The organism is Aeromonas sp. CA23 (genome assembly GCF_002587065.1).
Lineage (GTDB): Bacteria > Pseudomonadota > Gammaproteobacteria > Enterobacterales > Aeromonadaceae > Aeromonas > Aeromonas bestiarum.
Genome location: NZ_CP023818.1, coordinates 3,372,474 through 3,396,479, shown reverse-complemented (window position 1 = coordinate 3,396,479; position 24,006 = coordinate 3,372,474). Strand labels below are relative to the sequence as shown.

Annotated in this window: 18 protein-coding genes and 1 tRNA gene; 12 read left to right on the top strand and 7 right to left on the bottom strand. The window is 55.9% G+C overall.

Going from position 1 to position 24,006, the window contains the following annotated elements:
• Nucleotides 1-751 precede the first annotated feature (751 nt).
• From CK910_RS15830 to CK910_RS15815, 4 genes are read left to right on the top strand one after another with little or no spacing between them, the layout of a single operon-like run.
• On the top strand, nt 752-1,969 hold the full coding sequence (locus CK910_RS15830) for a hypothetical protein (protein ID WP_098983942.1): 1,218 nt from the start codon (nt 752-754) through the stop codon (nt 1,967-1,969).
• Nucleotides 1,966-3,159, top strand: a complete 1,194-nt coding sequence (locus CK910_RS15825; RefSeq protein WP_098983941.1) for an MFS transporter — start codon at nt 1,966-1,968, stop codon at nt 3,157-3,159. Before CK910_RS15830 ends, CK910_RS15825 begins: the two co-directional genes overlap by 4 nt.
• A complete protein-coding gene (locus tag CK910_RS15820; protein WP_098983940.1) occupies nt 3,160-4,053 on the top strand; it encodes an AAA family ATPase in 894 nt (297 codons plus the stop codon).
• Entirely contained in the window at nt 4,046-5,119 is a 1,074-nt protein-coding gene (locus CK910_RS15815) for a DUF455 family protein (RefSeq protein ID WP_098983939.1), read from the top strand. The genes CK910_RS15820 and CK910_RS15815 overlap by 8 nt, the downstream gene beginning before the upstream one ends.
• A 1,228-nt stretch (nt 5,120-6,347) precedes the next feature.
• On the opposite strand, the gene fadR is transcribed toward CK910_RS15815, so the two are convergent.
• Nucleotides 6,348-7,061, bottom strand: a complete 714-nt coding sequence (gene fadR / locus CK910_RS15810; protein WP_042869993.1) for a fatty acid metabolism transcriptional regulator FadR — start codon at nt 7,059-7,061, stop codon at nt 6,348-6,350.
• A gap of 333 nt (nt 7,062-7,394) precedes the next feature.
• On the opposite strand from fadR, the gene nhaB reads away from it, so the two are divergent.
• The gene (nhaB, locus tag CK910_RS15805; protein ID WP_043139002.1) at nt 7,395-8,975 is read left to right on the top strand and encodes a sodium/proton antiporter NhaB; all 1,581 of its coding nucleotides are present in this window, start codon (nt 7,395-7,397) and stop codon (nt 8,973-8,975) included.
• Nucleotides 8,976-9,060: 85 nt separating this feature from the next.
• Nucleotides 9,061-9,582 carry a disulfide bond formation protein DsbB gene (gene dsbB, locus CK910_RS15800; RefSeq protein ID WP_042869989.1) on the top strand — a complete coding sequence of 174 codons (522 nt, stop codon included), beginning with the start codon at nt 9,061-9,063 and terminating at the stop codon, nt 9,580-9,582.
• Nucleotides 9,583-9,661: 79 nt separating this feature from the next.
• Here dsbB and CK910_RS15795 read toward each other — a convergent pair whose 3' ends face one another.
• The 3 genes from CK910_RS15795 to uvrB form a co-directional block, all read right to left on the bottom strand.
• Nucleotides 9,662-10,315 carry a DedA family protein gene (locus CK910_RS15795; RefSeq protein WP_098983938.1) on the bottom strand — a complete coding sequence of 218 codons (654 nt, stop codon included), beginning with the start codon at nt 10,313-10,315 and terminating at the stop codon, nt 9,662-9,664.
• A 175-nt stretch (nt 10,316-10,490) separates the two neighbouring features.
• The gene (locus tag CK910_RS15790) at nt 10,491-10,748 is read right to left on the bottom strand and encodes a YkvA family protein (RefSeq protein ID WP_172955337.1); all 258 of its coding nucleotides are present in this window, start codon (nt 10,746-10,748) and stop codon (nt 10,491-10,493) included.
• On the bottom strand, nt 10,745-12,757 hold the full coding sequence (gene uvrB, locus CK910_RS15785) for an excinuclease ABC subunit UvrB (protein WP_098983936.1): 2,013 nt from the start codon (nt 12,755-12,757) through the stop codon (nt 10,745-10,747). Before uvrB ends, CK910_RS15790 begins: the two co-directional genes overlap by 4 nt.
• A 133-nt stretch (nt 12,758-12,890) precedes the next feature.
• Here uvrB and CK910_RS15780 point away from each other — a divergent pair.
• The 6 genes from CK910_RS15780 to CK910_RS15750 all read left to right on the top strand — a co-directional run bounded on the left by CK910_RS15780 (nt 12,891) and on the right by CK910_RS15750 (nt 20,402).
• Nucleotides 12,891-12,966, top strand: a tRNA-Asn gene (locus CK910_RS15780).
• Between the two features lie 774 nt (nt 12,967-13,740).
• A complete protein-coding gene (locus CK910_RS15770; protein WP_098983934.1) occupies nt 13,741-15,426 on the top strand; it encodes an aspartate:alanine antiporter in 1,686 nt (561 codons plus the stop codon).
• Between the two features lie 216 nt (nt 15,427-15,642).
• Nucleotides 15,643-17,163, top strand: a complete 1,521-nt coding sequence (locus CK910_RS15765) for a lytic transglycosylase F (protein WP_098983933.1) — start codon at nt 15,643-15,645, stop codon at nt 17,161-17,163.
• A gap of 223 nt (nt 17,164-17,386) precedes the next feature.
• On the top strand, nt 17,387-18,352 hold the full coding sequence (locus CK910_RS15760) for a tripartite tricarboxylate transporter substrate binding protein (protein ID WP_043557741.1): 966 nt from the start codon (nt 17,387-17,389) through the stop codon (nt 18,350-18,352).
• A 46-nt stretch (nt 18,353-18,398) separates the two neighbouring features.
• Nucleotides 18,399-18,860, top strand: coding sequence for a tripartite tricarboxylate transporter TctB family protein (locus tag CK910_RS15755; protein ID WP_098983932.1), 462 nt, complete (start codon nt 18,399-18,401; stop codon nt 18,858-18,860).
• A gap of 9 nt (nt 18,861-18,869) precedes the next feature.
• Nucleotides 18,870-20,402 carry a tripartite tricarboxylate transporter permease gene (locus CK910_RS15750; RefSeq protein ID WP_098983931.1) on the top strand — a complete coding sequence of 511 codons (1,533 nt, stop codon included), beginning with the start codon at nt 18,870-18,872 and terminating at the stop codon, nt 20,400-20,402.
• Nucleotides 20,403-20,479: 77 nt separating this feature from the next.
• On the opposite strand, the gene CK910_RS15745 is transcribed toward CK910_RS15750, so the two are convergent.
• The 3 genes from CK910_RS15745 to CK910_RS15735 are packed head-to-tail and all read right to left on the bottom strand — an operon-like array spanning nt 20,480 to nt 23,937.
• Nucleotides 20,480-21,145, bottom strand: coding sequence for a response regulator (locus tag CK910_RS15745; RefSeq protein WP_098983930.1), 666 nt, complete (start codon nt 21,143-21,145; stop codon nt 20,480-20,482).
• A complete protein-coding gene (locus tag CK910_RS15740) occupies nt 21,146-22,729 on the bottom strand; it encodes an ATP-binding protein (RefSeq protein ID WP_098983929.1) in 1,584 nt (527 codons plus the stop codon).
• Nucleotides 22,726-23,937, bottom strand: coding sequence for an ROK family transcriptional regulator (locus CK910_RS15735; RefSeq protein WP_043138976.1), 1,212 nt, complete (start codon nt 23,935-23,937; stop codon nt 22,726-22,728). Before CK910_RS15735 ends, CK910_RS15740 begins: the two co-directional genes overlap by 4 nt.
• Nucleotides 23,938-24,006: the final 69 nt, after the last annotated feature.

The window sequence follows — 24,006 nt, the reverse complement described above, 5'->3', positions numbered from 1 at the left end:
ATCCGAAGATTCACAAGTGATCCATATATAGATCTCGAAAGGGTCCTGAAAGGAACGAATGCAGCGAAACAACGCTACCGCTCACAGTCAAATGTCACATCGGCGTTGTTTAACAACCACATATCTGCGCAGTTTCTACCTTTGGAATCAGCATAACTATCTATACACCACCATAACTGTGATACAGGAGTCCAGCTTCCAAATGGGATTTTTAGGACCGTGTTGCTTTTAGCCAGTGGAAAAATCTTTTATTCAACAACGCCTGTCACATCAGCAATGATGAAACTTTCCTTTTGGGATAGGTTTTTAATCAAAAACTTAATTAAAAAAAACCAGAAAAAGGACAAAAATTAAACAACCACATTAAAAAAATCGTGATGTGCGTCACACAAAGTTCTTTTTTGCATTTACAGCTCCAATTGGATCAGATAAAAGGATTTTACCTCGAAATGTTTCGATGGTGTTAATAGGGAAATTTAAATATGCAAAATGCAAAACAATCCACTAACAAATCAGTCAAGGTATTCTCAGCGCAAGTAAACACTAAAGGTAAAGCGAACCTGTCGTCACTTACCGCTATAGCAAAAGCACACATTGGTAAAAATGGTGAAGGTGATATCTGTGGAAGCTCAACTCGCGTGGTTAGTGGTTAATAATTAACGATATAGACGTTTCTATATTGTAATTTCTAAAAATCAAGAGGGGGAGTTGAGTCCCCTCTTTTTATTACTCAGATGATAGGTAAAACACAATGAATGGATTCAAACTAATAACACCGCATGGCGATTATTTACTTGAGTGTAATACTGACTCAATGTTGGTTAAGGATGTTCTCTTAACTAATCATATTCCATACAACTCCGTTTCGGCATACAAGCTAGATGATACTGGTAAGCCAGAGTGCATCCCATTCCAAACGTCTACTGTAAAGGAGCTAGAAGAACAGCATAAAGGCTTTGATATCGTTTTTCGAGCTGATCGTAACATCGACTATCAAGCAATTATTGGTAAAGATTTGGATGTATACCGTGATGCGAATTCAGTGCCAACGGCTGAATACACCTTTGATAACCATGATGGCTCAAGCAAAAAGCATGTTCTTATGAGTCAGGAAGAGTGTCATGAGTTTGTGAATAGAGAGGTGCTTAAGTTCACTGGAAATTTTGTTGAAGACTATACCAATAAAAATATTGTTGTCGGCATTAGTGGTGGTGGCGATTCAAATACACTTCTAACTAGCCTTATTTATTCTGGCATCCCCAAAGAGAATATCATTCCAGTAATGATGATGGGCATTGCTGATTGGGATAAGGGTTTACATCGTGCGAATAAAATTTGTGAAGATGTTGGTCTAAAACTTAAGGTGGTTGAGTCGAATGAGGTTGATGTCATTATTCGTGGTGAGACGAATGGCGGAAGCTGGGCTGAAGACTTCGAGAGATGCTACCCAGAGTCAGACCTAGAAGTTATTGGAACTTTGGGGATCCGTCTTGTTTTGAGTCATGTTGCAAGAGAGAACGACACAAATATAATTGTAACCGGCCTGAACCTTGAGGATATTCTTGCTGAATCGATGTACTCAATTATTCGTGGTGAAAACCTATCCCCATTCCCCGTAAGAACTATTGACAATATTGATATCTGGTATCCGCTATACCGATGCCCTAAACGAATCCTTGATGGATGCCACCCAAAGCTATCATTAGAAAATTACATGGATAGATACCCAAGTAACCAGTACTGGCGTGCTTGCGGATATTACCTTGCTCAATCTATGTCGACGGTATCCGCAGGCATTGAGTTTCTACTTGTAGATGGCCTTCAAAAACAAAGCCAACAAAACCCACTTGAGCTGAGCTATTACAAAGAACTAGGTTTTAGCGCTTTGCCGAATATTCCGTCAGAATCACTGGAGAAATGGAGGCAGTACATCAATAAAGAAGTTGGGCAACAAGGGGGTTTAAATTGAATATCTTTGCAATCATTCTCGTTGGCTGTTTAACTCAGTTTTCTGGCATCGGCGTTATTGCTACAGCTATCTCTAAGCTTGAGTTGGTTGATAGTTCTGGTGCATTTTCATCTTCAGTATCAATAGCCAACACCTTGGGCATTAGCTTTACAGGGGTTCTACTCGGTGGTTTGTTGGCTCGATATCAAGGGTTTCGGATTGGCTTTTTTGCACCACTATTTTCATCGTTAATGATACCACCACTTATCTTTATAAATAACATCTATGTGATTTTGGCTATAGTTTTTTGTCTCTCTATCATCATTGGTCTAGACAACCCGAACAATAACTCATCACTAAATAAGATGATAAAAGACAAGAAAGACAAAGCCCACACATTCACAAAATATACCACAGCCATGCAATCGTCTGTAATTGTCTCTCCGTTGTTGTCTGCGGGTATTGTGGTGTATTTCGGGCATGAAATTTCATTTATGTTCTTCATGTTATTTTATCTTTTAACTTGCCTGCCTTGGGTTCTGAGTAAGGAGTTGAGACAACTAACATCAAACAAGGAGCTGCAAAGTCAAAATTTATGGTGTGGTTATAAAATAATTATGGACAGTCCGGCTCTGCGAGGACTTACCATATCAAGGATTCTGAACAACCTACTATTTACTGGTCTAATAGTGCTGATACCAATGATGGTGGCAAAATCATCGTCAACAAATGAGCAGTTCACATTTATTCAAAATGTAGTTTTGTCACTTATTAGTGCGGGTTTTGTTGTTAATGGCTTGGTGTCAAACAATATACTAAAAATTCATCCAACTTTAGCTGCGACATTCGCCAAAATGTCTACGCTGTTTGCAGCGCTCGCTATCGCAGTATCAGCAAGTTTTGGTTTTGCTGAATATTCCCTGTATGTGATGGCTTTGATGATTGGGTGGGGGCAGTTCTATTTCCGGATATCTGGAATGACTCTTGGTCAAGCAGTAACACCTCAAGAGCATCTTGGGGAAGTAATCCTAGCTAGCGATACTTTAGTTAGGGGTATTACTGCTGGGTATTCAGTTTGTTTGCTCTTTTTGGTGAATGCGTATGACTCCTTTGTGCCTCTTTTCATTTTTTGTATCATTGGATCTGCTGCGCCTGCTTTCTTGAACCGCTGCTCAAAAATTTACAGAGATGGACTTTCAAGTGAGGTGTGAATGAAAATTTTAACTAAATTAAACCAGAGCCTTATTGAGAACGGGAGCGAGATTAGTAAGGTAAACCGAATTTTGTCGATATTGCTGAGTGACGGGATTCGCGCATTCGAGACAAAAGCAAAATGTGTCGTGATATCAGGTGAGTCTGGCTCAGGAAAGACCAGATTGGCTAACATTATGTCAAATGTTAGCTATAGGACAATGGTTACAATTGATGCCAAGGATTTGTCCGAAGTTGGGTACACAGGTAAAGATCCAACAACGATATTTGAGAAGTTGTATTTATCAACAGAAAACGACAAAAATAAGGCTGAACTAGGCATCGTTCATATTGATGAGTTCGATAAGCTATGCGCGTCCCCATCTGTTGGTAAGGATGTCAATGGGGTTGGGATTCAACAGTCACTACTGAAGCCACTAGATGGGATCGAGGTTGGCATAAACAACCCTAGCGTATCGAGAGTAAATTCACAACCAACCGTAAATTTGAATACTAAGAACATGATTTTTGTATTAACTGGAAGTTTTAACGGAAAACCCATTAGAAACCCAAATGATTTAATTAAATGCGGTTTTATACCTGAACTTGCGAACAGAGTAGATTTTTTCCTTCATCTTGACCGTCCATCAGAGGAAACCCTCTGTCGGTTGGCCGCCAGCGATGAATATTATGGTGCTGCTATTGAGTATGCAAGTAGTAATAAATTAGAGATCTCATTTAAGGAAGATTTTAAAACCAAGTTAGCAAAACTCGCTTACAAGCTCGGAGGAAACTACAGATCTGTTAGTTATCTTTTTAACAATGTGGTTTACGGGAAGATTGCCGAGCTGGTGATAAGCGGAAGTACAGAGTATGTCTTCGGTGGTGAGGATTTGGAGCTAGATTATGATTAATATTTATGATTTAAGAGAATTTTACTCATTAACTATTGATGTGATTCTTAATCGAATATACACAAACTCTAGTCAGATCATTCTCTCGGGGATTATTGATGAAAAGATTCAATTTGGCCTTAACCTTTCGTCTTTATGGGTAACGTCTCATCACCTTGAGAGGCGCTTGAAAGCAATGGCATCACCGCCTATTATTGACAATCTTATTTCAGACAACTCATATAAGGTACATGACTTAGAGTCTGTCTTGCAGTGTTGCAACAAAATATTGAGCTACAAGGAAGATGTATTGCTTGCTCATGAGATTGAGACTGTCCAATTGATAAAAAGCCAACTGTCAAAATCAATGACCTTTGTAGGAGATGAAAAAACTGCTGAGTTTCCTCCTACGAGATCAGATGATATGACCTTTAGTGAGAAGAAAACCTTTAGTGCCAATAGCAACGAAGAACTGGTTTCAAACAATGATAGCTACATTGCTTTTCTGTACTATGTTCTTGTTGATGTAGAAATTTCTGCAATGGAGATTTGCTCACATCAAATTTTAAAAAATAAGAACATGCCAAGAGAGTTTACACTAGATTTTGCAAAGCAAATCTGGGATGAGGCTCGACACGCTCAATATATTTATCAACTATTTATAGAAAAAGGTGGCGACCTTAAAAGTCAGTCATATACAAACAACGTTATCGCGCGTTACATGCAGTCTAATTCGCTATTGGAGTCCCTAGTTATCCAGCAAATACTTCAAGAGGGAAATGCTGTTGAGATAAACCTATCTCTTATCAAGGAACTTACCATATTGAACCGATTGCCTGAAGCAAATGCATTTTACAATATTAATAACGATGAGGCTTACCATGTCAACATTGGTAATAAGTGGATTGGTTATTTGATGGAAGCTAATGAGATTCAAGAGGAAGAATTACTTGAGCTAATGTTAAACGCTGCAGATAAAATTGATATACCTCTGTTTGGTAAGGGGGGGTGGGATTCAGATATAAGGGCGCTAGTGGGTTTTCCTTCTTGGTTTATTGAGGTTAGAGAACAGATATACAATCACTGACATATACTGTCGAACATATAATGTGTAGTGATGTGATGGACGTCCTTCCCCAGGGCTGTCACGTTGTACAGATCTAGAGAAGACCATGAGTTCAAAGGACGAAAGATACCCCATACCGGAACACGACAAGCGGAGTCTTGGTGTGGTCAGGATGACGATATAGAGGTGGCATATGCGTATGTCGAATCAGTTTCTGATACCCATGACATACCATCACCAGCGGGTTAGCGTGGTTGGGCACTAAGGGAGGAATTTCTGGCGGGCATCAGCTATGCAGATACCGGGAAGCAGGCCGCCGAAGTTGGGCTATGCAGCCTTAACTGCTAGAAGACCAACAGCGACGCAGGCGGGTTTTTGAGGTTGTATTTTCTTCCCCTGATATGCCCGTTCCTTCATCAACCGATTTCCCCTGGATGAGCAATGGCGTTTTGAGATCCAAGCCGTGGAACCGGATAGCGAAGTTTAAGTAAAAAGCAACTATCCGCTGGAGTATTGACGATAGTAGTGGATAGCAAGAGCAGTTATCACTGTGATGCATATGGTTGGCTAGCTGGCAGATCCAAAGGCCCCTGCCTTAGCAGGGACCTTTAGTTTGATTTCCTCAATGTGGTCACAGCGTGGACACTGATTGAAATAAATCCTTTTATTTCAATTATCTAAGTTATTAAAATAAGGCGCCCAAAGCGCTTTTTTGTATTGATTCACCAAACACCATTCTCTGATGAGGTGGATAGCCACTATCCCCCCAGAAAAAGAACGAATTCGCGATCCCAATTACAGATTGGATTTGCAGCTTAGTGAATTGAAACGATCTCTATGAATCGTACATGCTACCTAACGTATAAGTTGTTAATTCGTTCAAGCAGACTGTATGGAGATGGTATTACCTGACAGTCTGTGATAGAGCGATTTGATGAGGGTATGGGACGTGTAGACCCAGAAGTAGGTGAGCACATCGAGCGCAGTAAGCCGTATCGGAATCCGCATCTGGTGAAGGACTGTGGATGGTACATGCATCTTCGTCATCATTTTTTCATAGCGGTGTTGATCATTTACGTCACTCGCACGTCTGCCTAACAAAAAAGCCCCAGCGATGACTGGGGCTTTTTCATTCTACTTTCTCGATGTGGTCAACGTGTGGACGCTGTCAAAAACAAATCCTTTTGTTTCAATAGATTACGTTTCATTTCAGGCGCACCAGAAGGCGCGTTTTTCTTTGCATCAGCAATCAGTTATCGCACAGATTGCTCGGCATGTCCTGGCGCAGGCGGGTCCACAGCTTGCCGGACTCGATGCCGTACTGGCGTACCGTCATGAACACGGCCTCGTGATTCTTGGTCTCGGCCAGACCCAGCAAGGTCTTGTAATAGGCATCCGCCGTTTCACGAGCCTGCTTGTCAGAGAAGTAGTAACGCCCAACCCGACTATAGAGCCCCTTGAAGCCATTGAGGATCAGGGCGTAGATGGGGTTGCCAGAAGCAAAGGAGAGCTGGTGATGCAGACGGTAATCGAACTCCGCATACGCTTCCGGAGTGCTGTCCACCGCATTGGCGCCACGCAGTATCTCGGCGGCTTGCTCAGGATTGTTGCGGATCGCGCCACGGATGAAGATGGTGCAGATATTGGTGCGAGCCGACAGCAGCTGGGCCACCAGATCCGGTACCTTGTCCTGATCCAGACGGGCCAAAGTTTCCAGGATGTTGAGACCCGAGGTCTCCCAGAAATTGTTCACCTTGGTCGGTTTGCCATGCTGGATGGTGAGCCAGCCATCACGGGCCAGACGCTGCAGCACTTCGCGCAAGGTAGTACGAGTCACCCCGATCAGCTCGGACAGCTCGCGCTCGGCCGGCAATATGGATCCTGGAGGAAAGCGATTGTTCCAGATGGACTCGATGATGTATTCCTCGGCAAACCCTGCAGGGCTCTGCGCTTTTATGACCATGTAGTGACTCTGTTGTAGTACGCAAAAAGGCCCACGAATAATAGCAAAGCAGAGAGGGCTGGCAAGCAGAAGGTCAGTCCTCTGCTCACATAAGCAGGCTATTTTGTTAAATAAATGTATGTATTTCCACCATGGGTGCCAGCCAACCCCGCCGTCTGGCGATAAAACGGACATTCTCTTGGGCAAGGGTCACTATGTTATTTATAGTTAAAGCCATTTTTGATTAAAATCATGAGGAATCAATCTGATAAGGGACAACATCCGGATGTTCTGGTCGAGCCTGTCTTGACTGCATAGACGCAGATACCCACAACAAAATAGAGATCCATTATTATGCCAATCAGCTTAGGCCAAGCCTTTGCCAGGAACTTCCTGGGCAATGCGCCCCAGTGGTACAAGGCCGCCATTCTGCTATTTCTGCTGATCAACCCGATCGCCTTCCATCTCGACCCTTTCGCCGCCGGCTGGCTGCTGGTGGTTGAATTCATCTTCACCCTGGCCATGGCGCTCAAGTGCTATCCACTGCAACCCGGTGGCTTGCTGGCCATTGAGGCCGTGCTGATCGGCATGACCTCGGCAGAGCAGGTCAAGCATGAGCTGGTGGCCAACATAGAGGTGCTGCTCCTGCTGGTATTCATGGTGGCCGGCATCTACTTCATGAAGCAGTTGCTGCTCTACGTGTTTACCAAGCTGCTGATCCGGATCCACTCCAAGACCCTGCTCTCCCTGGCGTTTTGCCTGGTATCGGCCTTCCTGTCGGCCTTCCTCGACGCCCTGACCGTGATTGCCGTGGTGATCAGCGTCGCAACGGGCTTCTACGCCATCTACCACAAGGTCTCCTCCGGCAAGGATTTCGGCAATCCACACGACCACACCAATGACAATTCCGTCAACGAACTCAATCGCCAGCATCTGGACGACTTCCGTGCCTTCCTGCGCAGCCTGATGATGCACGCAGCCATAGGGACGGCCCTCGGCGGTGTCTGCACCTTGGTGGGAGAGCCGCAGAACCTCATCATAGGTGAGCAGGCTGGCTGGCATTTTGGCGAGTTTGCCATCCGCATGGCACCGGTCACAGTCCCCGTATTTTTCTGTGGCCTGCTCACCTGCATCCTGGTCGAGAAGTGCCGCTGGTTTGGCTATGGCGCCCAGTTGCCGGATGCGGTGCGACGCATCATGGAAGATTACAACCGCTACGAAGAGGCCGAGCGCTCCCCACAAGACAAGGCCAAGCTGATCGTACAGGCGCTGATCGCCCTCTGGCTGATCACGGGGCTGGCCATGCACCTGGCGGCCGTCGGGCTGATCGGGTTGTCTGTCATAGTACTGGCGACCTCACTGACCGGCATCACGGAGGAGCATTCGCTCGGCAAAGCGTTCCAGGAGGCCCTGCCCTTCACCGCCCTGCTCGCCGTCTTCTTCAGCGTGGTGGCCGTCATCATAGATCAGCAGCTGTTCAAACCCGTGATCCAGTGGGTGCTGGCAGCCGAGCCGGACGATCAACTCGCCCTCTTCTATCTGGCCAACGGCCTGCTCTCCATGGTCAGCGACAACGTCTTCGTCGGCACCGTCTACATCAATGAGGTGAAGACGGCCCTGCTCAACAACGCCATCAGCCGTGAACAGTTCGATCTGCTGGCCGTCGCCATCAATACCGGCACCAACCTGCCGTCAGTCGCCACCCCCAACGGCCAGGCCGCCTTCCTGTTCATGCTGACCTCGGCACTGGCTCCCTTGTTGCGCCTCTCCTATGGCCGCATGGTATGGATGGCGCTGCCCTATACCCTGGTGCTGGGGCTGGTGGGTTTCGTCTCGGTGGAGATGCTGCTCGGCCCGGTGACCGAGTGGTTCTATCAGGCCGGTTGGCTGGTGCTCGACAAGGTCACGCCTGCGGTGCTGCCGGCGCTGCACTGATCCCATAAGGGCCCGCCTGGGCCCTTTCTTTTTAGCCCCTGCTCTGCTCTAATTCAGCCACTGTTTTTTCTGTGAGATCAACCAGATGATTGAGTTTCTGCGACGTATCGCCGCCCATCGGCTGGCATGGGGCCTGCTTGCCGCCTCAGCCCTGTTCCTCGAGTTGAGCGCCCTCTTCTTCCAGCACGTGCTGGGCCTGCATCCCTGTGTCATGTGCGTCTATGAGCGGATCGCCACGCTGGGGGTCATATCGGCAGGCCTGCTCGGCATGGTGGCACCGCAGAAGTGGTATGTGCGCTGGAGCGCCCTGCTGCTGTGGGGCTACAGTGCCTTCCGCGGCCTCCAGCTGGCGCTCAAGCATGTGGATTATCAGATGAACCCCTCCCCGTTCAACGTCTGCAGCCCCTTTGCCGACTTCCCGAGCTGGGCGCCGCTGGATCAGTGGGTCCCCTGGCTGTTCTTCCCGGACGGAGATTGCAGCGAGATCAGCTGGCAGTTCCTGAGCTTCTCCATGCCCCAGTGGCTGGTGGCCATCTTCGCCGCCTACCTGCTGGTCTTCGTGGTGGTAGCCATCGGCAACCTGGTCAAGGGCCGCTGCTGCAGCTAAACCAGACTGTGCCACATAAAAAGGGGAGCCACTGGCTCCCCTTTTCTCATGCTGATCTCTCACCCATACAAGATGTGGATCAGGATGCCGCCTTGCTGGCGTTCATCCTGGCCTTCACCATGCCGATCACCATGGGCAGCAGCGAGATGCCGATAATACCGAAGATGAGCAGCGTAAAGTTCTGACGCACTACAGGCAGATTGCCAAAGAAGTGGCCGGCGTAGACGAACGAGAGCACCCACAACAGGCCGCCCACCAAGTTGAACACCAGGAAGCGCGGGTAGGTCATGGCGCCCATGCCCGCCACGAAGGGGGCAAAGGTACGCACGATCGGCAGGAAGCGGGTGATGATGATGGTCTTGCCACCATGCTTGGCATAGAAGGCGTGAGTCTTGTCCAGATAGTCGCGACGGAAAATTTTGGAGTCCGGATTGCGGAACAGCTGCTCGCCGAAGAAGTGGCCAATGGTGTAGTTGACCACGTTGCCGAGCACGGCGGCGATGATCAGCAGCCCAGCCAGAGTATGCACGTCCAGCACGCTGCCCACGGTGAGGGCTCCGGCCGCAAACAGCAGAGAGTCACCCGGCAGGAAGGGTGTCACTACCAGCCCGGTTTCACAGAAGATGATCAGAAACAGGATGGCGTAAACCCAGACACCATAGTTTTCGAACAGCTCTTTCAAATGCACGTCAACGTGCAGGATAAAGTCGATTGCAAACAGGATCAGATCCATTTTTTCATACTCATAAAGTGAACGGCGTGGAGTCTACGCCAATGCATTCAGGGTCACAATCTCCCTATTATGCTCTTTTTAATCAGTGGAAAACGAAATCCAATCGATTCCCTTTTTTACCTGAAAAAGATAAAAAACCGGCTCCTGTTCACCCCTGATTAAGAGGGGAACTGATTCAGTTTTGTTTATCCAGCGTCAGCCTGACGTGTTCAGGCAGGCATTTCTCCCAGCCCCACAGCAACACCAGCAGCAGAGTCACATCATCGAGCCAGCCGAGCAGGGGCACCACATCGGGGATGAGATCCACCGGGCTGATGCCATAGAGCAAAATGAGGATCACCAACCCCTTGGCCCACCAGGGGGTAGCAGGGTGGCGAAAGCCCAGATAGAGGCGACGCACGCGCCGCCAGATGAGCCAGCGTTTGCCCATCAACTTTCGATCAACTCGTGGCGCAGCCGCTGGATCTGGTCTCGCAACGCGGCCGCCTGTTCGAACTCCAGATCCCGCGCATGCTGGAACATCTGCTCTTCCATCCGCTTGATCTCTTTGGCGATCTCGCTGGCGGAGCGGGCATGGTATTCCCCTTGCGGCTCGGCGGCCTTGCGACCGCCCCTGCCCGCCTTGCCCGCGCTGCGGCTGCCCCCCATGTCCATCACGTCCCCCACCGACTTGTTGAGCCCCTTGGGGGTAATGCCGTGTTCGAGGTTGTGGGCATGCTGCAGGGCGCGGCGGCGCTCTGTCTCCTCGATGGCCACCCTCATGGAGTTGGTGATGGTATCCCCATAGAGAATGACCTTGCCGTTGAGGTTGCGGGCGGCACGGCCAATGGTCTGGATCAGCGACCGGGTGGAGCGCAGGAAGCCCTCCTTGTCCGCATCCAGAATAGCCACCAGGGAGACCTCCGGCATGTCGAGCCCTTCGCGCAGCAAGTTGATGCCCACCAGCACGTCGAACTTGCCGAGGCGCAGATCGCGGATGATCTCCACCCGCTCGACGGTATCGATGTCGGAGTGCAAATAACGCACCCGCACGTCGTGATCGGCCAGATACTCGGTCAAGTCCTCCGACATCCGTTTGGTGAGCGTGGTCACCAGCACCCGCTCCTCCACCGCGACCCGCAGCCGGATCTCGGAGAGCAGATCGTCCACCTGGGTGGTGACAGGCCGCACCTCTATCTCGGGATCGAGCAGGCCGGTGGGACGCACCACCTGCTGCACCACGTCGCCACCAGACTTGTCCAGCTCGTAGGGGCCAGGGGTCGCCGAGACAAACACCGTCTGCGGCATCAGGGCCTCGAATTCATCAAACTTCAGCGGCCGGTTGTCGAGCGCCGAAGGCAGCCGGAAACCGTACTCCACCAGGGTCTCCTTGCGGGACCTGTCCCCTTTGAACATGGCGCCTATCTGGGGCACGGTAACGTGGGATTCGTCGATGATGAGCAGGCCATCCCCCGGCAGGTAGTCAAACAGGGTGGGCGGCGGCTCCCCCGGCGCCCGGCCCGAGAGATAGCGACTGTAGTTCTCGATGCCGGAGCAGTAGCCCAGCTCCTGCATCATCTCCATGTCGAACTGGGTGCGCTGGCTGATGCGCTGCTCTTCCACCAGCTTGTTGAGCGACAACAGCTGCTCCCGGCGGCTCCGCAGCTCCTCCTTGATGTGTTCGATGGCGCCCAGTATGGTCTCGCGCGGGGTGGCGTAGTGGGTCTTGGGATAGATGGTGTAGCGCACCACCGTCTGCTCGATGGCACCGGTCAGGGGATCGAACTGGGAGAGCCGCTCCACCTCCTCGTCAAACAGCTCCACCCGCAACGCCAGCTTGTCCGATTCGGCGGGATAGATGTCGATCACCTCCCCCCGCACCCGGAAGGTGCCGCGCTGAAACGCCATGTCGTTGCGGGTGTATTGCAGCTCGGCGAGGCGGCGCAGTATGTCCCGCTGATTGATCAGGTCCCCGACTTTGAGGTGCAGCATCATGCTGAGATAGGCTTGGGGATCCCCCAGACCATAGATGGCCGACACAGAGGCGACTATGATCACGTCCCGCCGCTCCAGCAGGGCCTTGGTGGCCGACAGCCGCATCTGCTCTATGTGATCGTTGATGGAGGCATCCTTCTCGATGAAGGTGTCCGTGGTCGGCACATAGGCCTCGGGCTGGTAGTAGTCGTAGTAGGAGACGAAATACTCCACCGAGTTGTCGGGGAAGAACTCCTTCATCTCGCCATAGAGCTGGGCCGCCAGCGTCTTGTTGGGGGCCAGTATCATGGTGGGACGGTTCAGGGTCGCGATCACGTTGGCCATGGTGAAGGTCTTGCCCGAGCCAGTCACCCCGAGCAGGGTCTGGTGGGCGAGGCCGGACTCTATGCCATCGAGCAGGCGGGCGATCGCCTCTGGCTGATCGCCCGCGGGTTCAAACTGGCTGGCCAACTGGAATAACTTGCTCATGACGACTCCCGGCAAAAAACGGCAAGGCAGAAGTGTACTCCGAGTTGGGGTGGCCTGGGTATCCACTCTCCTGCCCAAGCGGCTATTGACCTCGAAAAGCGAGCTCTGTATAGTGCCCCTCCTTGCCTGATGTTCCCCCGTAGTTCAGTCGGTAGAACGGCGGACTGTTAATCCGTATGTCACTGGTTCAAGTCCAGTCGGGGGAGCCAATTCCTCACCATCTCGGTGCAAGTTATCCACTTTAGTGCTTTCCTCTGCCAATTTTAATGCACAAGCCGCGCCCTGCGGTGACAACCTCTCATTGCTCCCTCTCCCGCCCCGACAGCGTTTTGTTCTGTCACACCTAACTATTTGATTTTTATAGAAACATTTTTTTACCGGTATTTTTTGAACAGCCCTTGCGCCCCAGTATTGGCGCGGCCTGCAGGCTGATCACCAAGTTTCACGCACAGGGTTATCCACAGATTCTGTGGGTAAGTCAGCCAAAGCCAGTCGCGGCCTAGCCTCGCAGGCCATCGCCGCCAGCGAGAGCCCATTTTCCTTGCCGCCCCCATTTTCTGCTGTTTTTGAGCGCCCCCCCGAATGGGTCAAAAGGCCAGCGATCAGATACTTTTTCCAGATATCTTTTCGCCATCCCGTACGCCATGGGTCACCCCCCATCCGGCCCCCCAATACTCGTTTCCATTGCGGTCCATCGTCCCCAGTCAGATATGCTGAAAATACGCCAAACCTGGCCGCCAAACAGCAGGGAATAAATTTTCAAGCTGGGTGTACGGGCCGGGATCACAGATAGCAGGAATCACTCATTGACAGCGGGGCAGACAGAGGGAAATAGAGGTTATTTTCCTGCCAGCCCCGAGGTTTCCCTCGACCATGGCGGCAGCGAGACGCTTTACTGCCGATTAATCCTCCTTTGACGCTTCTTTATTGGTGAGGGATCCGGCACAATATCGGCCCCACTTTTTTCCTCGGTTTTTCCGGGCATGACCATAGATTTCGTGACACTGCTACATCAAAGCGACTCCCTGCTGCTGTTCGTGGTACTGGCCTTCGGCCTGCTGCTGGGCAAAGTCAAACTCGGCAATTTCCAGATTGGCAACACCATAGGCGTGCTGTTTACCGCCCTGCTGTTCGGCCAGATGGGCTTCGAGTTCACCGCCACCACGGAGAACGTCGGCTTCATGCTGTTCATCTTCTGCGTGGGCATAGAGGCGGGACCGCACTTCTTCAGCGTCTTCCTGCGCGACGGCATCCACTACATCACCCTCACCCTGGTGATCCTGCTGACGGCGCTGCTGTTGACGGTGGGGCTGGCCAAGTTCTTCAACCTGGGACCAGGCATGGCCGCCGGCATATTGGCCGGTTCGCTGACCTCGACCCCGGCCTTGGTGGGGGCACAGGATGCCCTGCGCAGCGGCTTGCTCAACCTGCCCCATGGCACCGACATGCAACCCGTGCTCGACAACATGGGGATCGGCTATGCCCTGACCTACCTGGTGGGTCTGGTGGGGCTGATGCTGGTGGTGCGCTACCTCCCCTCTCTGGCACGGCTGGACCTCAACACCGAGGCTCAGAAGATAGCCCGCGAGCGGGGGCTGTCCGACAGCGAGAGCCGCAAGACCTATCTGCCCATCATCCGCGCCTACCGGGTCGGCCCGGAGCTCGCCGCCTGGATCGGGGGACGCACCCTGCGCGAGACCGGCATCTATCCCCACACCGGCTGCTATGTGGAGCGGATCCGCCGCAACGGCATACTGGCGAGCCCGGATGGCGACGCCGTCATCCAGGAGGGGGACGAGATCGCCCTGGTGGGCTATCCCGAGAGCCACGAGAAGCTCGACGTCAACTATCGCAACGGCAAGGAGGTGTTCGACCGCAACCTGCTTGACCTGCAGATAGTCACCGAAGAGATAGTGGTGAAGAACGATGCCGTGGTGGGTCGCCATCTGGTGGAGCTCAACCTCACCGAGAAGGGCTGCTTCCTCAACCGGGTGGTACGCTCCCAGATAGAGATGCCGTTCGATCGCAACATCATGCTGCAAAAGGGCGATGTGCTGCAGATCAGCGGCGAGAAGCAGCGGGTCAAGCTGCTGGCCAACAAGATAGGTTTCATCAGCATCCACAGCCAGACCACGGATCTGGTGGCCTTCACCACCTTCTTCGTGCTGGGCCTGCTGATAGGCTCAGTCTCCCTGGTATTCGGCCAGCTCGAATTTGGTCTGGGCAACGCCGTCGGCCTGCTGCTGGCGGGGATCCTGATGGGCTACCTGAGAGCCAACCACCCCACGGTCGGCTATGTGCCGCCGGGCGCCCTGCGTCTGGCCAAGGATCTGGGTCTCGCCGTCTTCATGGTAAGCACCGGCCTCAAGGCGGGCGGCGGCATTCTGGATCACCTGAGCCAGGTCGGTGCCGTGGTACTCTTCTCCGGCATGCTGGTGACCACCTTGCCGGTGCTGGTGGGCTATCTGTTCGGGATCTGGGTGCTGAAGATGAACCCGGCCCTGCTGCTGGGGGCCATCACGGGCGCCCGCACCTGTGCCCCGGCCATGGACGTGGTGAACGAGGCGGCCAACAGCTCCATCCCGGCGCTCGGCTATGCGGGCACCTATGCGGTGGCCAACGTCATGCTGACCCTGGCTGGCTCCTTCATCATCGGCTTCTGGTTCTAGCGCCGTATCGCACCGCAACAAGAAGGGAGCCATAATGGCTCCCTTCTTCATTTCACCCCCATCACCCGCACGCAACCTAGACCACTGCCTCCCCCTTCCTGACCCGGCCAATCCAATAGGGCCTATTGTGCTATCCGGCTCGTTTTAGCAAACCCAATGAGCTAAGTAGCACTTAGCCTGCCGCTTACACTCAATGAAACGAGTGAGGTACTCATCATGAAACGGTTATGGATCATCCTGAGCTGCTTGCTGTGCACCCTGGCCCCGGCCACGGCGGCGGAGCAGAAAGTGGCAGCCGACGAGGAGCCAGCCTCGCTGGCATTCAGCGCCGAAGAGCTGGCCACCCCCATGCTCGGCGACCTCGATGACATGCTGGCGCGGCGCACCCTGCGGGTGCTGACCACCTACAACAAGACCGGCTACTTCATCAACAAGGGGGTGCAAAGAGGCGTTACCTACGACGCCTTCATGCAATTGGAGAAACGGCTCAACGAACAGCTGCGCAAGGGAAAAAACCTCAAGCGCCACCTCAAGCTGCACATCGTCTTCATCCCGGTAGCCAGGGAGTCCCTGCTCAAGTCCCTCGTCGAGGGCAAGGGTGACATAGCCGCCGCCAACCTCACCATCACGGATCAGCGCAAGAAGCAGGGGGTTGAATTTACCGCGCCCCTGCTGGAAAACGTGCGGGAGCTGCTGATCTCGGGGCCGGCCTCCCCCAAGGTGGAGAGTGCCGCCGACCTGGGAGGCCAGACCCTCTATGTGCGCCCCTCTTCGAGCTACTTCGAGAGCCTGATCGCCTACAACCAGGCGCGCAAGGCGGCGGGTGAACCCCTCATCGACATCCAGCCGGCCCCGGAGGCGCTGGAAGATGAAGATCTGGTGGAGATGGTCAACGCCGGCCTGCTGCCCTTCATCGTCATGGACGAGCACAAGGCCCGCTTCTGGCAGAAGATCTTCCCCGCCATCCGCATCCATGAAGACCCCGTGTTCCGGGAGGGAGGCATCATCGCCTGGGCGGTGCGCAAGGAGAGCCCCCAGCTGCTCGCCATGCTCAACGAGCAGATAGCCGCCCTGCGCGGCAAGGCGACGGGAGAGGCCATCCTGGCCCGTTATCTCAAGCAGAACAAGTTCGTCAAGAGCGCCGCCGCCGAGGCCGAGCGCAAGAAATTCCTGCAGGTGGTGGAGCTGTTTCGCCAGTATGGCGATCGCTATGACGTGGACTGGCTGCTGATGGCAGCCCAGGGCTATCAGGAGTCGGCGCTCAACCAGAAGGCGCGCAGCCACGTCGGCGCCATCGGCATCATGCAGATCATGCCCGCCACCGGCAAGGGGTTGAAGGTGGGCGATATCCGCCAGATCGAGCCCAACATCCACGGCGGCGCCAAATACATGCGCTGGATGATAGATCACTACTATGCGGACGAACCCATGACAGCCCTCGACAAGGCGCTGTTCTCGTTCGCCTCCTACAACGCCGGCCCCGCCCGGGTGGCGCGGCTGCGCACCGAGGCGAAGAAGCGGGGGCTGGATCCCAACGTCTGGTTCCACAACGTCGAGTACGTGGCGGCGGAGAAGATAGGCCCCGAAACCGTGACCTACGTGGGCAACATCTACAAGTACTACATTGCCTACAAGCTGGTGATGGAACAATTGCAGCTCAAGCAGCAGGCAACCGAGGCCATCAAGCAGCAGGGAAGCCGCGACGACAAGGTGTCCGCCCCGCCATCAAAGGGATGAGCCACACCCGGCATCCGCGAGGCTCCCTCTTGCAGATGGGGAGCCTCGCGCGTTTTCACCCTGCGGCAGGGTTCACACATGCCCGCCATGGCCAAGCCCCTCACACCGCCATGACCAGAATGAACACAATGACCACAACAGCCTTAATAGCCATTACGGCCAGATTGTTTTCCAGCCAGACATGATTAATTAACCTTCTCGCAACAATCACAAGGAGTACACCATGTTGCAAGGAACCCTCAAACGCACGTTGCTCTGCTGCCTGCTGGGCGCCAGCCTCGGCGCCCAGGCCAAGATAGACGAAATCCACTTCCTCATTCCGGGCGGTGCCGGCGGCGGCTGGGACAACACGGCCCGCGGCACCGGCGAGGCGCTGACCAAGTCCGGCCTCATCACCACCGCCTCCTACCAGAACATCTCGGCCGGCGGCGGCGCCAAGGCCATCGCCCACCTGATCGAGACCTCGGCCCAGTCCGACAAGACGCTGATGGTCAACTCTACCCCCATCATCGTCAAATCCCTCTCCAAGGAGCTGCCCCAATCGTTCCGGGATCTCACCCCGGTCGCCGCCATCATCGCCGATTATCAGGCGCTGGCCGTGCCGCTGGACTCCCCCTACCAGAACTGGCCCCAGCTGCTGGCCGCCTATGAGGCCAACCCCGCCAAGGTGAAGATAGCCGGCGGCTCAGCCCGTGGCAGCCTGGATCACTTGGTGGCGGCCATGACCTTCAAGAATGCCGGGGCGGATGCCGGCAAGCTGCGTTACGTGGCCTATGACGCCGGCGGCAGCGCCATGGCGGCTGTGCTGTCAGGGGAAACCCAGGTGCTCTCCACCGGCTTTGGCGAGGCGATGGAGGCGGTCAAGTCCGGCCAGATGCGGATCCTCGGCATGACGGCCCCGACACGCATGCCGGATGCCAGCGAGATCCCCACCTTCAGCGAGCAGGGCAACCCGACTGTCTTTGCCAACTGGCGCGGCTATTTTGCCTCCCCCGCCGTCAGCGCCGAAAAATCCGCCGAATTCGCCGCCCTGCTCAAGCAGATGTATGACAAGCCGGAGTGGGAAACGGTCCGGGCCCGCAACAGCTGGACCAATCTCTACCAGGCCGGCCCCGAGTTCACCGCCTTCCTCAACCAGCAGGAGCAGCAGATTGGCGGCCTGATGCGCGAGCTCGGCTTCATCAAGTGATCCCTCAACCTGTGGCGGGCCAGCCCCGCCCAACGGAGTCATCGTCATGCACCTAACCAAGGAGCGACTCGGGGGGCTGCTGTTTTTGCTGCTCTCCCTCGCCTACGGCTATCACGCCACCCAGATCCCCGGCTATCCCGGGGACGAATATGAACCCTTTACCGCCAGCACCCTGCCCTATGCCCTGGCTGGCGTCGGCGCCCTGCTCTCCCTGCTGCTGATCTGCTTTCCGGGCGGGGAGCGGCTGCAGCGTGAAACGGGCAACTGGCGACTGGTCTTTGCCCTGCTGCTGTTGATGCTGGTTTATGGAGTGGCCCTCGGCTGGCTCGGCTTTGTCATCGCCACCACCTTGTTCCTCATCGGCGGGATCCGCTTGATGGGCGAGCAGAGTCTCGCCTTCGCCTGCAAGGTGAGCCTGCCCTTCACCCTCATCTTCTGGGCCCTGCTCACCAAGGGGCTCAACGTCTACCTCGAGCCAAGCCGGCTATTCACGCAACTGCTGGGATAAGGAGAATTCATGTTAGACGGCATTTTGCAAGGACTGGGCACCGCCATGCTGCCCATCAACATCTTCATGGTGATCGTCGGCTGCTTCGTCGGCACCTTCATCGGCATGCTGCCGGGCCTGGGGCCCGTCACCGCCATCGCCCTAATGATCCCCATCACCTACGGGCTGGACCCGGCCTCCGGCATCATCCTGATGGCCGGGGTCTATTACGGATCCATGTTTGGGGGCTCCACCTCCTCCATCCTGATCAACACGCCGGGTTGCTCGGCCAGCATGATCACCGCCATCGACGGCTATCCGCTGGCCTGCAAGGGGCAGGCGGGCAAGGCGCTGGCCATCGCCGCCTACGCCTCCTTCACCGGCGGCACCCTGTCTGCCATCTTCCTGATGGTGGCGGCGCCCCTGCTCGCCAAGGTCTCCCTCTCGTTCCAGTCGGCGGACTACTTCGCCCTCATGGTGCTGGGGCTCTCCGCGGTGGCGGCATTTGCCGGCAAGGGCCAGGTGCTCAAGGCGCTGATCATGGCGCTGTTCGGCATCATGCTTTCCACCGTCGGCATCGACCGCAGCGTCGGGGTGGACAGGTTCACCTTCGATCTCCCGGACTTGCGCGATGGCTTCTCCTTCCTGCTGTTGGCCATGGCCACCTTCGCCCTGGCGGAGATCCTGATGACGGTGCTGCGCCCGGGCAAGGACACCAGCAAGGAGGAGGCGAGCAAGATCCAGCAGCTCGGCTCCCTCAAACTGAGCAAGGCCGAGGTAAAAGAGATAGCGCCGCCCATAGTGCGCTCCTCTGTGCTGGGCTTTCTCATCGGGGTACTGCCGGGAGCCGGCGCCACCATCGCCTCCTTCATGGCCTATGGCGCCGAGCGCAATTTCGCCAGCAAGCGCAGGCAGGAGGCCTTCGGCAAGGGCAGCCTGACCGGCATAGCCGCACCGGAGGCGGCCAACAACGCAGCCTCCAGCGGTGCCTTCGTGCCCCTGCTGACCCTGGGGATCCCGGGCTCGGGCACCACGGCGCTGATGCTGGGGGCCCTCATCGCCTACGGCATCCAGCCGGGCCCGCGCCTGTTCATGGAGCACCCGGATGTGTTCTGGTCGGTGATCATCTCCATGTATCTGGGCAACGTGGTGCTGCTGATCCTCAACCTGCCGCTCATTCCCTATCTGGCCAAGATACTGCAGGTGCCGCGCCCCGTGCTCATCCCCATGGTATTGCTGTTCTCGCTGATCGGGGTCTACCTAGTCTCCTTCAATACCATGGACATCTATGTGATGGCGCTGGTGGCGCTGATCGCCATCGGGCTGCGCCTGCTGGACTTCCCCATGGCTCCCATGCTGCTCGGTTTCATTCTGGGGGGCATGCTGGAGGACAACCTGCGCCGGGCCCTGGTGATCAACGACGGCTCCCTGAGCTTCCTGTGGGAGCGGCCCATCACCCTCGGCTTCACCCTGGTGACTCTGGTGATGCTGCTGTTGCCGGTCTGGCAGTGGTGGCAGGCCCGCCGCGCACCGGCCGCCACGCTGCAATCCGATCCGAGCTGAGTTCGCGGATCTCATAAAGCAAAAGAGCGCCAACAGGCGCTCTTTTGCTTTGCAAACAAGATAGGTGGCTATCCCATTCAGGGCTGGCGATAACGCCGCTCCGGCCGCCCGACAGTGCCATATTCCAGCTCCGGGCTCGCCAGCTGCTGACCCACCAGAAACTCCAGATAGCGGCGCGCCGTGGTGCGGCTCACCCCCACCCGGTTGCCTATCTCCTCGGCGCAGGCCCCGATGCCGGTCAATGCCGCCAGCACCCGTTGCAGGGTGAGCGCGTCTATCCCCTTGGGCAGACCAGCGGCCGCCACCTGCTGCAACGGTGTACCGAGCAGGGTATCCACCGCCTGCTGATCGATATCGGCAAGGGCCGCCAGGGCGGCGCGGCTCTCGGCATAGTTGCCCAGGGTATCGCGCAGTCGCTCGAACACCACGGGTTTGAGGATGAAATCCACCACCCCGAGCCGCATCGCCTCCTGCAGGGCACTCGCCTCCCGTGCGGCAGTGAGCAGGATCACATCCAGGCCGGCCCCGGCCTGGCGCAATTCACGCAAGAGGGAAAACCCTTCGCCATCCGGCAGCCACACATCCAGCAGCACCAGATCGGGTCTGAGGATGTCTATCTGCTCTCTGGCATCGAACAGGGTGAGCGCCACTCCCAGCACCTCGAACCCCGCCAGCCGCTGCACGAAGCGACGGTGGATCTCGGCGATGGCCGGATCATCTTCGACGATCAGGATCTTGATCACTCACACCTCCTTGGGAATGTAACAGACGACGCAACTGCCCTGCGCCGTGGCTTCGATGGTGATGGTCCCCTGCAGGGCATCCAGGGTCTTGCGCACCAGGGAGAGGCCGATGCCGTGATCCGGCTCCGTCTTGCTGCTGACCCCGCGCTCGAACAACCTGTCCGCCAGGGCGGGATCTATGCCGCCCGCCCCGTCTTCCACCTCCAGGATGAGATCCTGGCCGAGATCGCTCAGGGCCACCCGCACCGGCTGGTAGGGCGCGCCGTGACGACGGGTGGCCTCGAAGGCATTGTCGATGAGATTGCCCAGCACTGTCACCAGCTGGGAACCGCTGACGCGAAGGGGGATGTCGTGCAGATGAGAGTCTGGGTCCACCACCAGTACCAGCCCCAGCTCGTGGGCCCTGTGATACTTGCCAAGCAGCAGGCCCGCCACCTTGGGCTTGGCGATGGCCCCCATCAGGAAGCTGAGCAGGGTCTGCTCGGTGGCGGCCTCCCGTCCGATGAAGGCGAGCGCCTCCCGGGTGGCGCCGAGTTCGATCAGGCCGGCTATGGTGCCGAGCTGGTTGTTGTGTTCATGGGTCTGTACCCGCAGCAGGTCGCTGTAAGCCTGCACCTGGGAGAGCTGGGCGCTGAGCTCGGCCAGCTCGTCCTTGCGGCGAAAGCTCGACACGGCGCCGATCAGCTTGCCGTCTCGCACCAGCGGCAGCCGGTTGACGATGAGCTGCTGGCCGTTGAGCACTATCTCTTCATCAAACTGGGGACGGGGATCCTGAATGAGGGAGAGCATGCGGCTCTCTGGCAGCAAGCGGGTGACGGGCTGACCTATGGCCGCCCTCGCCGCCTGCTCGTCAAGACGCAGCAGGCGGATGCCGTTGGGGTTGAGAGAGGTAAGCCGCCCCTGTTCATCTATGGTGAGGATCCCCTCACGCACCGTGCGCAGGGTGCAGTCGAGCTCGGCATAGAGGCGTCCGATCTGCTCGGGCTCGAACCCCAGCAGGGCGCGCTTGTAGCGCCGCGCCAGCCAAGCCGCCGCACCGCTGTTGAGCAAGACGATGAGCAGGGTCATCGCAAGGCCAAAACGCAGGAAACCCTGCAGATCCGCATCTATGTCGCGTACCAGATAACCGACCGACACCACGCCAATCACCTGTCCCATCTCGTTGCGGATCGGCCCCTTGCCGCGCACCGAGACCCCGAGCGATCCCTGGGCACGGGAAATATAGGCTTCTCCTTGCAGGGCACGCCTGGGATCGTCCCCCACCATGGGCTGGCCGATGCGATCCGCATTGGGGTGCACCAGCCGCCGCGCCTCGCTGTCACCGATGACGATGTAACTGGCGCCGACCTCGGCGCGGATCCGCTCCACCAGCAGGTTGAGCCTGGCGGTATCGCCGCGCTTCACCCCGGCGATGACACCGGGTTCACGGGCCACCAGCCGCGCCACATCGAGGGCCTGATCCCCCACCTCGCGGTAGCGTTGCTCGGAGACGTAGTAGTAGCTGGCCCCGCTCAGCAACACCAGTTGCAGCAGACTGACCAGACAGAGCATGAGCAGGAAGCGTCCTTGCAACCCGAGTCTCATGCCTCCTTGTCACCTCGCAACAGGTCGAGCAGCAGGCTGCCGTCGCGCAGGGCCTTGTGCACCTGCACCGAGGTGGGCTTGGTGGGATCTTCGTAGAAGTGGGTGGATTCGATTTGCAGCCGTACCAGGTATTCGGCCGGCAACTGGCTGGCCAGGGACTGGTGCAGCATGGGGAACAGCAACCGATCGGCGCGGGTTATTTCCCCCCCCAGCAGCAGCTTGCCCGGATTGAGCAGGCAGATGAGGTTGGAGAGCACCCGGGAGAGCCGCCCCGCCGCCTGATGGAGAATGTCCTGGCACAGGCTGTTGCCCGCCAGCGCCAGCTCGCACAACTCGCGGATGGTGACGCTCTCGGGCAGATCATGCTCCTGCATCCGCTCGCGCAGATCCCGGTACTGCGCCTCCAGCGCCTGGTTGGTCACTAGCGTGCAGGCGCAGCCAAAGCCGCCGCAGTAGCAGCGCTGGCCGTAGGGCTCGAGCTGCAGGTGGCTGAGATCGCCGAGCAGGGCGGACTCGCTCTCGATGAGCTGGCCATTGACCACCATGCCGACCCCTATGTCGTTGTGCACGAACACCAGCACAGCATCGGCGCAGTTTTTGGCCGCGCCCCATTCCCGCTCGGCCTGGATCCAGGTGCGCACGTCGCCACTGACCAGCACGGGCACCGCGAACGCCTCCTGCAGGGTAGGGCCAAGGGGCCAGTTGCGCAGATCATAGAAGGGGAAGTGCTTGACCATGCCGGAGTGGCGCTCCACCTGCCCCGGCAGACAGAGGGCGATGCAGGCAAGGCGCAGCGCCTTCTTGGGCAAAAAGCCCTCGATGGCGCGCACCAGGCTGGCCAGCAGGTCGGCACGCTCGGCCTCGCTGAAGGTGTGGCGATGACGGGCGAGGGAGCGACCGGCCAGATCGAACAGGGCCATGTCCACATAGCCACGGCCAAGACGCATGGAGAGAAACTGGAAGCGGCGCTCGTTGATGCGCAGCAGGGTCTGACGGCGACCACGGCCCACCGAGCTCTCGCCACAGGTCACCACCAGACCGCCATCGAGCAGTTCACGGGTGATCTTGGTGATGCTGGCCGGAGAGAGGCCGGTCAAACGGGACAGATCGGTACGGGACAGCTCCTTGTGCTCCTCCAGGCTGGCGTAGACCAGGCCATAGTTGAGCTGACGGATCAAATCGATACTGCCTTTCACGATCTCATTCATAGGATATGGGTTAACGAAAAGAGCGGATGGTGACAATTTTCCCACATTCTCCGCCAATCCCCAAATTTG

Coding starts and splice junctions, on each gene's coding strand:
- CK910_RS15830 (WP_098983942.1), top strand. CDS start 752: ATGAATGGATTCAAACTAATAACACCGCATGGCGATTATTTACTTGAG.
- CK910_RS15820 (WP_098983940.1), top strand. CDS start 3,160: ATGAAAATTTTAACTAAATTAAACCAGAGCCTTATTGAGAACGGGAGC.
- CK910_RS15815 (WP_098983939.1), top strand. CDS start 4,046: ATGATTAATATTTATGATTTAAGAGAATTTTACTCATTAACTATTGAT.
- fadR (WP_042869993.1), bottom strand. CDS start 7,061: ATGGTCATAAAAGCGCAGAGCCCTGCAGGGTTTGCCGAGGAATACATC.
- nhaB (WP_043139002.1), top strand. CDS start 7,395: ATGCCAATCAGCTTAGGCCAAGCCTTTGCCAGGAACTTCCTGGGCAAT.
- dsbB (WP_042869989.1), top strand. CDS start 9,061: ATGATTGAGTTTCTGCGACGTATCGCCGCCCATCGGCTGGCATGGGGC.
- CK910_RS15795 (WP_098983938.1), bottom strand. CDS start 10,315: ATGGATCTGATCCTGTTTGCAATCGACTTTATCCTGCACGTTGACGTG.
- uvrB (WP_098983936.1), bottom strand. CDS start 12,757: ATGAGCAAGTTATTCCAGTTGGCCAGCCAGTTTGAACCCGCGGGCGAT.
- CK910_RS15770 (WP_098983934.1), top strand. CDS start 13,741: ATGACCATAGATTTCGTGACACTGCTACATCAAAGCGACTCCCTGCTG.
- CK910_RS15765 (WP_098983933.1), top strand. CDS start 15,643: ATGAAACGGTTATGGATCATCCTGAGCTGCTTGCTGTGCACCCTGGCC.
- CK910_RS15760 (WP_043557741.1), top strand. CDS start 17,387: ATGTTGCAAGGAACCCTCAAACGCACGTTGCTCTGCTGCCTGCTGGGC.
- CK910_RS15755 (WP_098983932.1), top strand. CDS start 18,399: ATGCACCTAACCAAGGAGCGACTCGGGGGGCTGCTGTTTTTGCTGCTC.
- CK910_RS15750 (WP_098983931.1), top strand. CDS start 18,870: ATGTTAGACGGCATTTTGCAAGGACTGGGCACCGCCATGCTGCCCATC.
- CK910_RS15740 (WP_098983929.1), bottom strand. CDS start 22,729: ATGAGACTCGGGTTGCAAGGACGCTTCCTGCTCATGCTCTGTCTGGTC.
- CK910_RS15735 (WP_043138976.1), bottom strand. CDS start 23,937: ATGAATGAGATCGTGAAAGGCAGTATCGATTTGATCCGTCAGCTCAAC.